We start from the raw sequence: 12796 nt of genomic DNA on the forward strand, positions 1-12796 counted from the left end.
AAGGCCTTAGCGCACCCGAACCGGCATTGCCACCATGCCGGAAATGTGCCGGTGCGGATCATTTCGCCCGTGATTAAGCAGGAACGTACGTCAACCTAATCGCGTCCTCGCCGATCAGATCGCTGGCCACAAGGCGGAGCGGCGGCCGGGGACCAGCGAAGAATGGCTTGCCGCGACCAAGCACGACGGGGTGGAAGTAGAGTTGATACTCATCAATGAGACCAAGCTCGGTCAGGCTTCGCGCCAGGTCTGGTCCGCCAACTTCGATCTCGCCTTCGAGCTCATCCTTCAGCCCGTGTATCACCCCCTCGACATCGTCCGTGACAAGCGTGGCGTTGGGGCCGACCGACGTCAACGATCGCGATACGACCCACTTCGGCTGGCTACGCCACGCCGCCGCGAAGTCGTGGATCTCCGGGGTCCACTCGGGATGGTCATCGTCCCAATAGCGCATGACCTCGTACAAGCGGCGGCCGTACACGCTGCCGGTCAGGCCGCGCACTTGCTCGATGAAATGACGAAAGAGCGCGGGATCTGGCGCAAATTCCTGATGGTCGACATAGCCGTCCAGGGACAGGTTCATTCCGAAGACGAGTTTCGCCATGCTATAAAATCTCCACCCCAGGTTCTTCAGAATAGTATGAGCCACGGTTACGCAGAAGTGAGGTTGGCCACAAACTGCGCGCCGCTTTGTCGGTGTGACGAATAACCAGAGGTCCGCTAACCGCCGCACACGACGAACAGCGCCGCGTAGAGAAAGCCGAGACGCCAGGCGAGCGGCGTGATTTTCGTGGCGCGCCAAACCCGGCGTAGCGGCTTTCCGATCCGTTGAGGGGCCCTGTCAGGCCGAAGCCCTTAGCGCAACCCGGCCACCATTGCCACCACGCCGGAGAACGCGCCAGCCGCCGGTCACGCGACGCAGTACAGCGATCCCGAAATTTTCTGATCTCTTGTTTCGAGTTGAGCGAGTAACAATGTCGCAACCAATCTAAGAACCGGATGTTGACTTATATGTCAATAGACCCAATATTGCAGAGCCTGTTAGCGGATGGGGTGCTTGTTGAACTGCCCTCCCTGTTCACAGGCTTAGAGACAGCTAGAACGATGATCGTTTCGCGAGATATTTTGGCAGCGATAGCCGAGCCCTTCCCAGAAACGGAGGAGGGAGTGCGGCGAGAAGAACTCCGGGTTTGGCTAGATGCGTTTAGCGAGGGTGGAGAGATTTCCGTTGCGGAGGATCCCCACAAGAAGCCCCCTGATGCCATGCTTGCAAGGGTTGACCCCGTTGCCGACGAGTTTTGGAGCATCCGCATTACAGAGCCGGAGGACACATCAGGAATCAGAGCTTTGGGTGCCTTTGCTGCGAAGGACACATTTGTAGCTTTGACGTGGGACTACCGTGAACACATCGGAGAGGATTTCAACGACGCAGTCGCAGATGCTCGAGAAGCATGGCGCGACCTTTTTGGTGATGAGCCACCTTTCTCAGGAGAGAACCTAGATGAGTATCTCAGTAACTATATCCCCGCCTAAACTGTCCCTTCGCTATGCTGTCACGCGGAATAGGCAGCAGGCATACAACCTGCTCGTAAGAGAGTTTAAGAGAAGCGGCCTTACTCAGGCAGAATTCGCTAAACGCGCAAAGAAGGGTACTGATCTAATCAGTCGCTATCTTAGCCGCCCGCGGAATCTTACCCTCGACACGCTTGGTGAGTTGCTGTTCGCGCTTACAGGCGGAGCGTTGTCTTTCTCCATATCCTATCCGGCTCAAAGAGCCTCAGTAAGCGAATCTATCCGGCCTCATTTGCAGGACGTAGTCCAACCTGTCACTACGGCTGGACGTGAGCCCTTACAGCGGACAGTCACTCAAAGGGGCTCAATCAGATTTGAGGAAAGCGAAGCCTTCAGCGAGGCCGCTTGATGAGTTTCGACTCTGGTCCTGTTTTCGGCTGGACAATTTTCTGTGACGACATCCGCGCTGAACTAGGCGGGAAATTCAGCTTCATGGGATGTTACACGGGCAATCTCATCGTACATGACAAGCTTCCTCTTATGCTTCCAAAGCTTGGGATCGCGATTACATATTACGAGCGCATAAGAGGGGTCACTGACCCAGTAAAAATTCGAGTTTATTTTCCGTGGGAGAAAGAACCGGTAATCACCGGCGATCTACCGGTTGATAAATTTCGCGCCACCTTGGCCGACCCTGACGCCCGCTATCATCGGATCGATCTCACCTTTGTAGCGGCGCCCTTTCACATCCCTTCGTTGGGAATCGTCCGAACGGAAGTTGTCGTTGGTGATACCGCTTTCGACTGGGGGAGACTAAAGATTCAGCAGCAACTACGCGACGAGGAGGCTCCACCTCTTACTTCCCAGCCCACCGCTTAGCGGCGACCTTCTTCTCTCTCTGCGGCAAGCAGGACTGCTCCGGAGGCTCAATATTTTTTTGCTAAGACTATCCGAGACTTAGCTGGCTCGGCGCAGGATTTCGCTGGCCGGTTCTTGAAGTTTAACGGGTCGCTAACCATTTCTGGGAGGACGCGAGATCCCCCAAGCGTCCCCCAAACTGACGCATGAGAGTGAGACGGCCCGGTTTCCCCCCAACCGGGCCGTTTTCTTTTGCCGGTTGCGCCGCCAGCGCCGCCGCCGCTCAGGCAGCTTGCGGTGATGGGCGATGAGCACATTGTCGATGAACTGCCGTGCCGAATTCTCCCAGCTGTAGTGGAGCGCATGCGCCCGTGCGGCCCGATGGTCGAGCCCAAGCGCCGCAAGGGCGGCAACTTTCAGGTCCCCATCCATGGCGCCCACGTCGGGGTCGGTAAGCACGTCCTTGGGACCGCTCGCCGGGAATGCCGCGACCGGAACGCCGCTCGCCAGGGCCTCGAGCAGGACGAGACCGAAGGTGTCGGTGAGGCTCGGAAACACGAAGACATCGGACGAGGCATAGGCGCGCGCAAGTTCCTCGCCTTCCATGGGGCCTGCGAACAGCGCGTCGGGATAGGCCCTCGCAAGCGCGGAGGCTTGCGGGCCGCTTCCCACCAGCACCTTGCGGCCGGGCAGATCGAGGTCGAGGAAGGCCTTGATGTTCTTCTCCACGGCAATGCGGCCGACATAGAGGAACACCGGCTTCCCGCCGAAGACGCGGACTTTCCGCGGCCGGAACTGCTCGGTGTCGACGCCGCGCGACCAGCGCATCAGCCGTTCGAAGCCGCGGGCGTGGAGCTCGTCCTCGATCGACTGAGTGGCGACGAAGGTGCCGGCGGCGCCGTTATGGAAGCGCCGCTGCAGCGCGTAGCACCAGGATTCGGGCACCGGCAGCCTGGCCGAGACATATTCGGGAAAGCGCGTGTGATAGCTCGTGGTGAAAGGCCATTTGGTCTTGCGGCAATAGCGCCTCGTCATCAGACCGATCGGCCCCTCCGTGGCGATATGGATGAAATCCGGTTTGACTTTGTCGATATGCGCCGCGATGGCGCGCGGGCCCGCGAGCGACAGGCGAATTTCCGGATAGGTTGGACAAGGGAGCGTGCGGAAAGCTGACGGCGCGAGGAAGACGATCTCGAAGCCAAGCTTGCCTGCCTCCACGGCCAGCCGCTCATAGGTGCGGACCACCCCATTCACCTGGGGATGCCAGGCGTCGGTCGCGACGAGCACGCGCATCAGGCGGCAGCCTCGAGCTCCTCGATGGGGCCCTCCACCCTACTCGTGCGGATTGGATGCGGCGACCAGCGGATGATCTCGAATAGTCCGTCCTCGGTCTCGCCGACCGCAGTGCAGCTCTCGACCCAATCGCCGGTATTGATGTAGAGCACGTCGCCGACCTGTCGCATGGCGGCATGATGGATATGCCCGCAGATCACGCCTTGCGCCCCGTGCTTGCGCGCCTCGGCGGCGAGTGCGGCCTCGAACTCGCCGATATAGTTCACCGCCCGCTTCACCTTGTGCTTCAGATAGGCCGAGAGCGACCAATAGGGCATGCCGAACCAGCGGCGGACGGCGTTGAAGTGCGTGTTCGCCCACAGCGCCACCTCGTAGCTCCAGTCGCCGAAGAGGGCGAGCCACTTGGCGTAGCGCACCACCACGTCAAACTCATCGCCATGCATGACGAGATAGCGCCTGCCGTCGGCGCCGACATGGATGGCATTGCGCTCGATGGAGATGCCGCCGAACCGCGCGCCGCAATAGTCGCGCATGGCCTCGTCGTGATTGCCCGGGATGAAGATGAGGTCGTTGCCCTTGCGCACGCGGCGGAGCAGCTTTTGCAGCACATCGTTGTGAGCTTGCGGCCAGTAGGCGCCGCGCTTGATGCGCCAGAAATCGACGATGTCGCCGACGAGATAGATGCGCTCGGCATCGGTGTCGCGCAGAAAATCGAGGAAAGCTTCGGCCTGGCAGGCCTTGGTGCCTAAATGCAGGTCCGAGACAAAAAGAGTCCGGTACCGCTTCACCCCCGCATGCTGCACGTCGTGAGTGTCCGTTCTCATTTCGATGATTCCGGACCTAAGGTGATTTTGTTTCAGGCTTGTGACAAAAGACGCCGGCGTCGTTAATCGAAAGCCTTGAACAAGGTGATGAAAGACCGGCTGGAGGCGGCGCTCGGCGTGGGCGTAACGTCGCTCGCCTCGATGCCGGTCGGCTTCGGGCTCGCCGGCTTCAAGGCCGATCTCGCCGACGGGCGAAAGGTCGCCGTCAAAGCGCGGCAGGGAACGGCGCGCGCCGACCTTCGCCTCGAGGCCTACATGCTCGGCGAGCTCGCCCGCCATTCGACGCTGCCGGTCCCCGCCGTCCACCTCTCAGAGCCAGATCTCCTCGTCATGGATTTCATCGAGACAGACGGCGGCGGCATCACGCCTCAAGTCGAGCGCCACGCCGCCGAGCTGATCGCGGCCTTGCATGCCGTACCCCGGCCCTTCTTCGGCTATGCGCGCGACACGTTGATCGGACCGCTGCCCCAGCCAAACCCGCAAATGGACCGCTGGATCCCGTTCTTCCGCGATCACCGGCTGCTCGCCATGGCGCGCACTGCGGAAGCTGAAGGACGACTGCCGGCCAAGCTCCTCATGCGGCTCGAGCGCCTGGCGGGGCGGCTCGACACCTATCTTACAGAGCCCCGGCACCCGAGCCTGCTGCACGGCGATGTGTGGACCGGAAACGTGCTGGTGCGCAGGCAGCGAATTGCCGGCTTCGTCGATCCAGCGATCTATTGCGGGCACCCTGAGATCGAGCTCGCCTTCACCACCATGTTCGGGACGTTCGGACCGGCCTTCTTCGAGGCCTATGAGGCGCTGCTGCCTCTCGAGCCCGGCTTTCACGAGCTGCGCTCAGCCCTCTACAAGCTCTACCCGACGCTCGTGCATGTGCAGCTGTTCGGCTCGGCGTATCTTCCGCCAATCGAGCGGACGCTGGCGGGCGTTGGCCTGTGACGGTCGGAAAAAAAGAACCGGCCCGGGATACCCGGGCCGGTCTTCCCTGCGAAACGAGCCGAACTCCAAAGGCATTGCCTTTTAGATGGGCTCTGGCTCGCCCCCCCATTTTGTTCCTAAGCCGCTAGTGTCGAAGATCAGGTTCCCTCAAGATCTCGCGCGCTTCAGTCTTTCTTACGCTTCTGGCGTCTGGCCCCCCGGCCCCGCCGTCGTCGTGATGAAAAGCTAGCCTAGCCCTTAGCGCTCATTCAACATTGGACAAGGATGCTGACGCAAAAGGAGAGGCACCTGTTGCTGAAATGCCAAACACGGGGTCTCCTACCTTCGCCAGCGCTGAGAGAACCAATTTTATGTAGGGATTTCAGGACTATAAGTAAGCACGACAGGTCTTTTGCCGCCGTCGGTCGGACGCTCAAGTCTACGGCGTAGACCGTCACAATTGACCGAATGTGGCGAAATCATTGCAGGCGTCTGTGGCGCTTTCGCAACGCACCATGATCGGGCCGAAGGGACGCCCTGAAACTGATTCTCTCAAGCTCGTGGCGCTGCTAGCGGTGCAAGGACACGCTTGCCGCCGGACGATAGGTGCCGGTGTCCTCATTTAGCTGCACGATGTTGATCTCGAGGCCCCCATCGGAAACGTTGAGGCTCATGCGGCCGGAGAACTTGTCGCCTGAGATCCGGGCGTGGATGAGGTCGGCCTTCACTGTCCCGGTCACGCCGCCATTGGCATCGTAGGTCTTCTCGTTCCAGGAGCCTTTGATCTTTCCGTTCTTGTCGGTGAGCTTGAGGGTGGCGTCGATTCTGTAGTCGGTACCGGCGCAGCGCAGGTTCTGGGACAAGTTGCTGCCGGTCACTTTGTAGGTCGCCTTGCAGGCAACCTTCATGGGATCGCCCTTGGCCGGGGTGACCGTGCCGCCGCCCTTCCACTCGCCACTCAGTTGCTCGAAGGGATTGCCGGCCGGGTCGGCAGCCTCACCTCGACCTGGCAGAACCAAGGCCGCGGCAAGGACGAGCGCTGCGAGCGGCATGGCCCTATGGACCGGCAACGAAAACAAGCGATATCCCATGGGTATCCCTCTGCTTGGGAAGGTCAAATATTGGCCCGGGAAAAAACCTTTATGACGGCGGGCGTTGCCGCCCCCGGCGCCCTTGGTGCATCATGCAAAAAAAACAAGGCAGGGGGAAGATCAATGAAGCTGTTGCGCTACGGCGAGCGGGGGGCGGAAAAGCCCGGAATTCTGGACCCTCAGGGCGTTATTCGCGACCTCTCAGGCGTGGTGAAGGACATCGCGGCCGAGGCGCTCGCGCCCGAGGGACTGAAACGTATCAAGGAACTCGATCTCGGCAGCCTGCCGGCGGTCAAGGGCCGTCGGCGCCTCGGACCTCCTATCGCCGTGGTACCAAAGTTTCTCGGCATCGGGCTGAACTACCGGGACCATGCCGAAGAAACCGGCATGCCCATTCCTGAGGCGCCCATCGTCTTTGCCAAGGCGACGTCGTGCGTCTCAGGCCCCAACGACCCGATCCTGATGCCAAAGGGCTGGCAGCGCATGGACTTCGAGGTCGAGCTCGCTTTCGCCATTGGCAGCATGGCCAAGAATGTCTCTGAAGCCGACGCGCTATCCTATGTGGCTGGCTACATGATCGCCGACGACGTGTCGGAGCGGAGCCTGCAAAAGGGCGGCCCCGGCGAATGGATCAAGGCGAAAAGCTACGACAGCTTCGGGCCTCTCGGGCCGTGGCTTGTCACCAAGGATGAGGTTCCCGACCCGCAGGCGCTTTCCCTCGCGCTCGACCTCAACGGCACGCGCATGCAGACCGGCAATACCTCCACCATGATTTTCAGCGTGGCGCATCTCGTGAGCTATGTCAGCGGCTTCATGACGCTGATGCCTGGCGACGTGATCACCACCGGCACACCACCTGGCGTCGGCATGGCGCGCAACCCAAGGCTGTTCCTGAAGGAAGGCGACCAACTCACGCTTACGGTCGAGGGGCTGGGCGAGCAGCGGCATACGGTCGTGGCCGAAGCCTAGCGCCCCTCCCCATCATCCCACCAATCGTGGAAATGATGCACCGGGCCCCTGCCCCTGCCCGAGCCCACGTCCAACGTATCGGCGGCGAAGATCGCGGCCGTGACATAGGCCTTGGCCGAGGCGACCGCCTCAGGCAAAGAGGCGCCCTTGGCGAGCTCGGCGGCGATGGCGGCGGATAGCGTGCAGCCGGTGCCGTGGGTGTTGCGGGTCTCGGCGCGCGGTGCCTCGAAGCTCACCGGCTCGACCCCGGCGAAGAGAATGTCGGTGGAGGTGGGGCCTTCGGCGTGACCGCCCTTGACCAGCACGGCTTTGGCGCCAGCGTCCTTCAGCTGCCACGCCTGCATGGCCATCTCGTATTCGTTGCGGGCGGGCGAAGAAGCAAGCAGCGCGGCAGCCTCGGCGAGATTGGGGGTGATCAACGTCGCGAGCGGGATCAGGATCGAGCGGAGTGCATCGACGGCCTCGGGATCGAGCAGCGGGTCGCCGCTTGCCGCGATCATCACCGGATCGAGCACCACCGGCACGCCGGCATAGTCCTTGAGGCCTTCGGCGACCGCCTCGATGACGGGGCCGGTGGCGAGCATGCCGATCTTGATGGCATCGACCTCGAGATCCGAGGCCACGGCGCGCATCTGCGCGAGCACGAAGTCGGGCGGCACCACGTGCACGGCTTCGACACGCTGCGTATTTTGCGCGGTCAGCGCCGTGAGCACGCTCGCGCCATAGACTTCAAGCGCCGAGAAGGTCTTGAGATCAGCCTGGATGCCGGCGCCGCCGGACGAATCGGAGCCAGCAATGGTCAGCGCGATCGCCGTCATGGCCGGCAGGCCTAGCCGATTTTCGCGAGCCCGGGAAACATTTCGAGCATCCAGCCTGAGATCAGGGTCATGGAGTTGGTGAGGAACAGGATGCCGGTGAGCACGAGGAACCCGCCAAGCACCTTCTCCATGGCGGCAAGATGCGGCCGGAACCGCTGTAGAGCAGACATGAAGGGACGGACGGCAAAGGCCGCGGCAATGAAGGGGATGCCGAGGCCGAGTGAATAGACGAGCAGCAGGAGAATGCCCTGGCGGACGGTGTCCTCGCCGGCCGCCATGAGCAGGATGGCGGCGAGGACCGGCCCGATGCAGGGCGTCCAGCCGAAGGCGAAGGCAAGCCCGATGAGATAAGCGCCGAGGAGCCCGACGGGCCGAGTATCGGCGTGGTAGCGCGCCTCGCGGTGCAGAATCGGAATGTGGATCAGACCGAGAAAATGCAATCCGGCAACGATGATGACGACGCCGGCGATCTTGCCGAGCAGGCCGAGATTCTCAGCGACCAGTTGGCCGGCAAAGGTCGCCGTGGCGCCGAGGATCACGAACACGGTGGTGAAGCCGAGCACGAAGGCGAAGGATGACAGCACTACGGTGGTATAGACGTGGGAAGGAGTCTCGTCCTCGCCGGTGAGCTGATCGAAGGTCGTGCCGCCGAGGAAGCAGAGATAGGGTGGAACGAGCGGCAGCACGCACGGCGAGAGGAAGCTCAACAGCCCCGCAACCAGCGCTCCGAAATAGGTGACGTTCATGCTCGGCCTTGTGAGTCCTCAAACGGGCGGGACGAACTGCTGGCTCCTCATCCTGAGGAGGCCGCGGAACGCGGCCGTCTCGAAGGATGGCTCATGGTTCGAGACGCTGGCTTCGCCCGTTCCTCACCATGAAGATTTATGTTTTTGCCGCAAGACCCTCCGGCATCACTTTAGCGTCAAGGGTTGCGTCAAGCAGCGGCGGCGCGGGCACCCGCTTTAGCGCTGTTATTCCGCAGCGCTGGCCGGAGGCAGCTTGATCGTCTCGACCACTGACAAGTCGAGTTTCTTGGAGGCGTGATCGATGTCAAGGCCGACGACGTCGCCATTGGCATCGAAGTCGACGATGAGGCCTTCGACGATCTCCCTCGCCTCCGCTCCCGGCGTGCTCTTCAGCTCGATGTAGAGACTGTCTGTCTCCGGATAATAATGCAGTTTCATCAGTCCTCCTTCTCACGGAATCCGCGATCGAAGAAAGCATTATGGACGGTCTCGCCGTCGCCCAGCGTCACGACGCGAAGAATGCGCGGCCCGGCATCGTCCTGTGGTCTAACCCAGCCCCAGAAACGCATTCTACCATCTCCCTGGGTCTCGCTCCGAATTGGCCTCGCTATCACCTCTAAACACCACTCTCGTCTCAGATACGGTCTCTTTCGCAAGACCTGCTCTTCGAAATAGCGCGTCGTCTTCATGTCACCTCGGCAGTCTGAACTGCCAGGTCAAGCGGCGGCAGCGCGGGCGCGCTCGGCATTGCGCCGAATTGCGGCGATATTGTCGGCGTAGGTGCCGCCCTTGAACACGCCAGATCCGGCGACGATGACATTGGCACCTGCCTCGGCCACGAGCGCCACAGTCGTGGCATTGATGCCGCCATCGACCTCGAGGTGAATTGGCCGAGAGCCGATCATCTTGCGGATGGCCTTGATCTTGTCGAGCTGCGCCGGGATGAAGGCCTGGCCGCCGAAGCCCGGGTTCACCGTCATCACCAGGATGAGGTCGATCTTGTCGAGCACATGCGCAATCGTCGACTCATGCGTCGATGGCGTGATGCTGACCCCCGCCTTTTTGCCGAAGCCTTTGATGAGCTGGAGCGAGCGGTCGAGATGGGGACCTGCCTCGGCATGCACGGTGATGATGTCCGAGCCGGCCTTGGCGAAGGCCTCGATGAAGGGGTCGCAAGGCGCGATCATCAGATGCACGTCGAACACCTTCTTGGAGTGCGGACGTAGCGCCTGCACCACGTCTGGCCCGATGGTGATGTTCGGCACGAAGTGGCCGTCCATCACGTCGACATGGATCCAGTCGCAGCCGGCGTCATCGATGGCGCGCACCTCCTCGCCCAGCCGCGCAAAGTCGGCCGAGAGAATGGACGGGGCAATGATGATGTCACCCGGCGCCGAGCGGTCCGCCATGCGAGCCTCGTTCATGAGGGGCAGGTTTGGCCTGCCCATCATCGTTTGACAAGGCTGTTGTAGCGCCAATCGGTTAAGCTCTGCTCTCCGCGAGCGCGGCGACGGCAGGCAACGTCTTGCCCTCCAGCCATTCGAGGAAGGCGCCGCCGGCGGTGGACACGTAGGTGAAGTCCTTACTCACGCCTGCGTTATTGAGGGCGGCCACGGTATCGCCGCCGCCGGCGATGGCCACAAGCTTGCCATCGCGAACGAGGCGCGCCGCTTCGCGCATCAGTTCATAGGTGCCGTTGTCGAACGGTTCGAACTCGAAGGCGCCGACAGGGCCGTTCCACACCAGAGTCTTTATCTCGGCGAAGCGCCGCTTGAGGTCGGCGACCGACTTCGGCCCCATGTCGAGGATCATCTGATCCTGGGGGATGTTGCCGGCGTCGCAAACCTGCCACTCGGCGCCGGCCTTAAGCTCCTTCGCCACCACGAAGTCGCGAGGCAGCACGATTTCGCAATTGTGCTCGCGCGCGCGCGCCATGATCTCCTTGACCACCGGCACCGCGTCAGGCTGGCACAGCGACTTTCCGATCTCCACGCCTTGCGCATAGAGGAAGGTGCTGGCCATGCCGCCGGCAAGCACGAGCTGGTCCATGCGCTCGGTCAGATTGGTCAGGACCTGAATCTTGGTGGAGACCTTGGCACCGCCGGCAATGGCCATGACGGGGCGGGCCGGATGCTCGAGCGCCCGGTCGAGCGCGCTGATCTCGGCCATCATCAAGAGGCCGGCATAAGACGGGAGGAGGTGGGTGATGGCCTTGACCGACGCATGCGCCCGGTGCGCGGTAGAAAAGGCATCGTTGACATAAATGTCGCCGAGCGCGGCAAGCTCTTTGGCGAAGTCTGGATCGTTTTTCTTCTCGCCGTCGTTGTAACGAAGATTTTCGAGCAGTGCGACCTCACAGGGCTGGAGCGCATCGACGCCACGCCTAGCCTCGTCGCCGACGCAATTGTTGATGAAGGTCACCTTGGTGCCGGGCATGAGCTCCGCCATCTTGTCGGCAATTGGCCTCAGCGTGGTGTCGGTCATCGTGCCGGTTTTGGGGCGCCCCAGATGCGACAGCACAATCACCTTAGCGCCTCGGGCCAACAGCTGCTTGATCGTCGGCAAGACGCGCTCGATGCGTGTTGTGTCGCCGACGATCCCATCCTTTATCGGCACGTTGAAATCGACGCGGACGAGCACGCGCTTACTCCTAACGTCGAGCCCGTCAATGGTGCGGATGCGGGAAAAGTCGGGCTTACCCCCGCCGTTCGCATTGGCGGCACGGACAAAGGTAGAGACATCAATATCGTTCATATCAACCTGCTCATGACGACTGCGGTATCGCTCATGCGATTGGAGAAGCCCCACTCATTGTCGTACCAGGCCACGACCCGGCAGAAGGTGCCGTCAACGACATGGGTCGATTCGAGATCGAAGATCGAGCTTAGCGGGTCGTGATTAAAATCAGACGACACGAGCGGCTTCGCATTCACGCCGAGCACCCCCTTGAGCGGCCCCTCGGCGGCTTCGACCATCGCCTTGTTGATCTCCTCCTTGGTGGTCGGGCGCGAGGAGGTGAAGGTGAGATCGATCATGCTGACATTCGGCACCGGCACCCTGATCGAGGCACCGTCGAGCTTGCCCTTGAGCTCGGGCAGCACGAGGCCGACGGCCTTGGCGGCGCCGGTCGAGGTCGGGATCAGATTGGCGGCGGCAGCGCGGGCCCGGTAGGGATCCTTGTGTAGCGTGTCCACGGTGCGTTGATCGCCGGTATAGGCATGCACCGTGGTCATATAGCCGTGCCGGATGCCGATCGCCTTGTTCAGCACGCTCGCCACCGGAGCGAGGCAATTGGTGGTGCAGGAGGCGTTGGAGACGACGTGATGCTCTTGCGTGAGTTTCTCGTCGTTGACGCCATAGACCACGGTCAAATCGGCGTTCTTGCAGGGTGCGGAGACCAGCACGCGCTTGGCGCCTGCGGTCAGGTGCTTGGCCGCACTGTCGCGGTCGGCGAACCGGCCGGTGCATTCCATGACGATATCGACGCCGAGATCGCGCCAGGGAAGCTTCTCGGGATTGGCTTCCGCCAGCACCGAAAGATCGTGGCCGTCGGCCTTGAGGTGGCCGTTGGCGGCGCTCACTTTGCCGGGAAAGCGGCCATGCACGGTGTCGAACTCAAGCAGATGGGCGCTCATCTCGGCCGAGCCGAGATCGTTGATCGCCACGAAATCGAGATCCTTGCGGCGCGCTTCGAGAAAGGCCCGAAGCGTCAGCCTGCCGATCCTGCCGAATCCGTTGATGGCGACGCGCTTATTCGACATGTCTCC

15 protein-coding genes are annotated in these 12796 nt (G+C 61.7%); 4 read left to right on the top strand and 11 right to left on the bottom strand.

Annotated elements, in window-relative coordinates; genetic code table 11:
- Positions 1–73: 73 nt before the first annotated feature.
- A complete protein-coding gene (locus ACREC7_RS00070) occupies positions 74–604 on the bottom strand; it encodes a dihydrofolate reductase family protein (RefSeq protein WP_431553635.1) in 531 nt (176 codons plus the stop codon).
- 395 nt (positions 605–999) lie between these two features.
- On the opposite strand from ACREC7_RS00070, the gene ACREC7_RS00075 reads away from it, so the two are divergent.
- Together ACREC7_RS00075 and ACREC7_RS00080 are read left to right on the top strand one after the other, a co-directional pair.
- Positions 1000–1533: a hypothetical protein gene (locus tag ACREC7_RS00075; RefSeq protein WP_431553636.1), complete on the top strand. Its 534-nt coding sequence runs from the start codon at positions 1000–1002 to the stop codon at positions 1531–1533.
- 387 nt (positions 1534–1920) lie between these two features.
- Complete coding sequence (locus tag ACREC7_RS00080; RefSeq protein WP_431553637.1) at positions 1921–2391, top strand: hypothetical protein; 471 nt, start codon at positions 1921–1923, stop codon at positions 2389–2391.
- A 132-nt stretch (positions 2392–2523) separates the two neighbouring features.
- Here ACREC7_RS00080 and ACREC7_RS00085 read toward each other — a convergent pair whose 3' ends face one another.
- Positions 2524–3663, bottom strand: a complete 1140-nt coding sequence (locus ACREC7_RS00085) for a glycosyltransferase family 4 protein (protein WP_431553638.1) — start codon at positions 3661–3663, stop codon at positions 2524–2526.
- Positions 3663–4487: a UDP-2,3-diacylglucosamine diphosphatase gene (locus tag ACREC7_RS00090; protein ID WP_431553639.1), complete on the bottom strand. Its 825-nt coding sequence runs from the start codon at positions 4485–4487 to the stop codon at positions 3663–3665. Before ACREC7_RS00090 ends, ACREC7_RS00085 begins: the two co-directional genes overlap by 1 nt.
- An 87-nt stretch (positions 4488–4574) precedes the next feature.
- On the opposite strand from ACREC7_RS00090, the gene ACREC7_RS00095 reads away from it, so the two are divergent.
- A complete protein-coding gene (locus ACREC7_RS00095; RefSeq protein ID WP_431553640.1) occupies positions 4575–5426 on the top strand; it encodes a fructosamine kinase family protein in 852 nt (283 codons plus the stop codon).
- 548 nt (positions 5427–5974) lie between these two features.
- Here the strand turns inward: ACREC7_RS00095 and ACREC7_RS00100 are convergent.
- Entirely contained in the window at positions 5975–6496 is a 522-nt protein-coding gene (locus ACREC7_RS00100) for a hypothetical protein (RefSeq protein WP_431553641.1), read from the bottom strand.
- A gap of 123 nt (positions 6497–6619) precedes the next feature.
- Between ACREC7_RS00100 and ACREC7_RS00105 the strand changes: the two genes are divergently transcribed.
- Positions 6620–7465, top strand: coding sequence for a fumarylacetoacetate hydrolase family protein (locus tag ACREC7_RS00105; protein ID WP_431553642.1), 846 nt, complete (start codon positions 6620–6622; stop codon positions 7463–7465).
- On the opposite strand, the gene thiD is transcribed toward ACREC7_RS00105, so the two are convergent.
- The 7 genes from thiD to gap form a co-directional block, all read right to left on the bottom strand.
- The gene (gene thiD / locus ACREC7_RS00110; protein WP_431553643.1) at positions 7462–8283 is read right to left on the bottom strand and encodes a bifunctional hydroxymethylpyrimidine kinase/phosphomethylpyrimidine kinase; all 822 of its coding nucleotides are present in this window, start codon (positions 8281–8283) and stop codon (positions 7462–7464) included. The genes ACREC7_RS00105 and thiD overlap by 4 nt on opposite strands.
- An 11-nt stretch (positions 8284–8294) precedes the next feature.
- Positions 8295–9029 (bottom strand): cytochrome c biogenesis CcdA family protein, encoded by a 735-nt coding sequence (locus ACREC7_RS00115; protein ID WP_431553644.1) that lies wholly within the window; start codon positions 9027–9029, stop codon positions 8295–8297.
- Positions 9030–9254: 225 nt separating this feature from the next.
- Entirely contained in the window at positions 9255–9467 is a 213-nt protein-coding gene (locus ACREC7_RS00120; protein ID WP_431553645.1) for a DUF2283 domain-containing protein, read from the bottom strand.
- The gene (locus ACREC7_RS00125) at positions 9467–9598 is read right to left on the bottom strand and encodes a hypothetical protein (RefSeq protein ID WP_431553646.1); all 132 of its coding nucleotides are present in this window, start codon (positions 9596–9598) and stop codon (positions 9467–9469) included. The genes ACREC7_RS00120 and ACREC7_RS00125 overlap by 1 nt, the downstream gene beginning before the upstream one ends.
- 147 nt (positions 9599–9745) lie before the next feature.
- A complete protein-coding gene (gene rpe, locus ACREC7_RS00130) occupies positions 9746–10438 on the bottom strand; it encodes a ribulose-phosphate 3-epimerase (RefSeq protein WP_431553647.1) in 693 nt (230 codons plus the stop codon).
- A 73-nt stretch (positions 10439–10511) separates the two neighbouring features.
- Complete coding sequence (locus ACREC7_RS00135; protein ID WP_431553648.1) at positions 10512–11783, bottom strand: phosphoglycerate kinase; 1272 nt, start codon at positions 11781–11783, stop codon at positions 10512–10514.
- Positions 11780–12790, bottom strand: a complete 1011-nt coding sequence (gene gap / locus ACREC7_RS00140; RefSeq protein ID WP_431553649.1) for a type I glyceraldehyde-3-phosphate dehydrogenase — start codon at positions 12788–12790, stop codon at positions 11780–11782. Before gap ends, ACREC7_RS00135 begins: the two co-directional genes overlap by 4 nt.
- Positions 12791–12796: the final 6 nt, after the last annotated feature.

Origin of the sequence: Methyloceanibacter sp. (assembly GCF_050728395.1) — a bacterium.
Taxonomy (GTDB): domain Bacteria; phylum Pseudomonadota; class Alphaproteobacteria; order Rhizobiales; family Methyloligellaceae; genus Methyloceanibacter.

What these genes read in the sequence shown, in the direction of transcription:
- ACREC7_RS00070 (WP_431553635.1), bottom strand. Translation starts at nt 604, where the DNA reads ATGGCGAAACTCGTCTTCGGAATGAACCTGTCCCTGGACGGCTATGTC.
- ACREC7_RS00075 (WP_431553636.1), top strand. Translation starts at nt 1,000, where the DNA reads ATGTTGACTTATATGTCAATAGACCCAATATTGCAGAGCCTGTTAGCG.
- ACREC7_RS00080 (WP_431553637.1), top strand. Translation starts at nt 1,921, where the DNA reads ATGAGTTTCGACTCTGGTCCTGTTTTCGGCTGGACAATTTTCTGTGAC.
- ACREC7_RS00085 (WP_431553638.1), bottom strand. Translation starts at nt 3,663, where the DNA reads ATGCGCGTGCTCGTCGCGACCGACGCCTGGCATCCCCAGGTGAATGGG.
- ACREC7_RS00090 (WP_431553639.1), bottom strand. Translation starts at nt 4,487, where the DNA reads ATGAGAACGGACACTCACGACGTGCAGCATGCGGGGGTGAAGCGGTAC.
- ACREC7_RS00095 (WP_431553640.1), top strand. Translation starts at nt 4,575, where the DNA reads ATGAAAGACCGGCTGGAGGCGGCGCTCGGCGTGGGCGTAACGTCGCTC.
- ACREC7_RS00100 (WP_431553641.1), bottom strand. Translation starts at nt 6,496, where the DNA reads ATGGGATATCGCTTGTTTTCGTTGCCGGTCCATAGGGCCATGCCGCTC.
- ACREC7_RS00105 (WP_431553642.1), top strand. Translation starts at nt 6,620, where the DNA reads ATGAAGCTGTTGCGCTACGGCGAGCGGGGGGCGGAAAAGCCCGGAATT.
- thiD (WP_431553643.1), bottom strand. Translation starts at nt 8,283, where the DNA reads ATGACGGCGATCGCGCTGACCATTGCTGGCTCCGATTCGTCCGGCGGC.
- ACREC7_RS00115 (WP_431553644.1), bottom strand. Translation starts at nt 9,029, where the DNA reads ATGAACGTCACCTATTTCGGAGCGCTGGTTGCGGGGCTGTTGAGCTTC.
- ACREC7_RS00120 (WP_431553645.1), bottom strand. Translation starts at nt 9,467, where the DNA reads ATGAAACTGCATTATTATCCGGAGACAGACAGTCTCTACATCGAGCTG.
- ACREC7_RS00125 (WP_431553646.1), bottom strand. Translation starts at nt 9,598, where the DNA reads ATGCGTTTCTGGGGCTGGGTTAGACCACAGGACGATGCCGGGCCGCGC.
- rpe (WP_431553647.1), bottom strand. Translation starts at nt 10,438, where the DNA reads ATGGCGGACCGCTCGGCGCCGGGTGACATCATCATTGCCCCGTCCATT.
- ACREC7_RS00135 (WP_431553648.1), bottom strand. Translation starts at nt 11,783, where the DNA reads ATGAACGATATTGATGTCTCTACCTTTGTCCGTGCCGCCAATGCGAAC.
- gap (WP_431553649.1), bottom strand. Translation starts at nt 12,790, where the DNA reads ATGTCGAATAAGCGCGTCGCCATCAACGGATTCGGCAGGATCGGCAGG.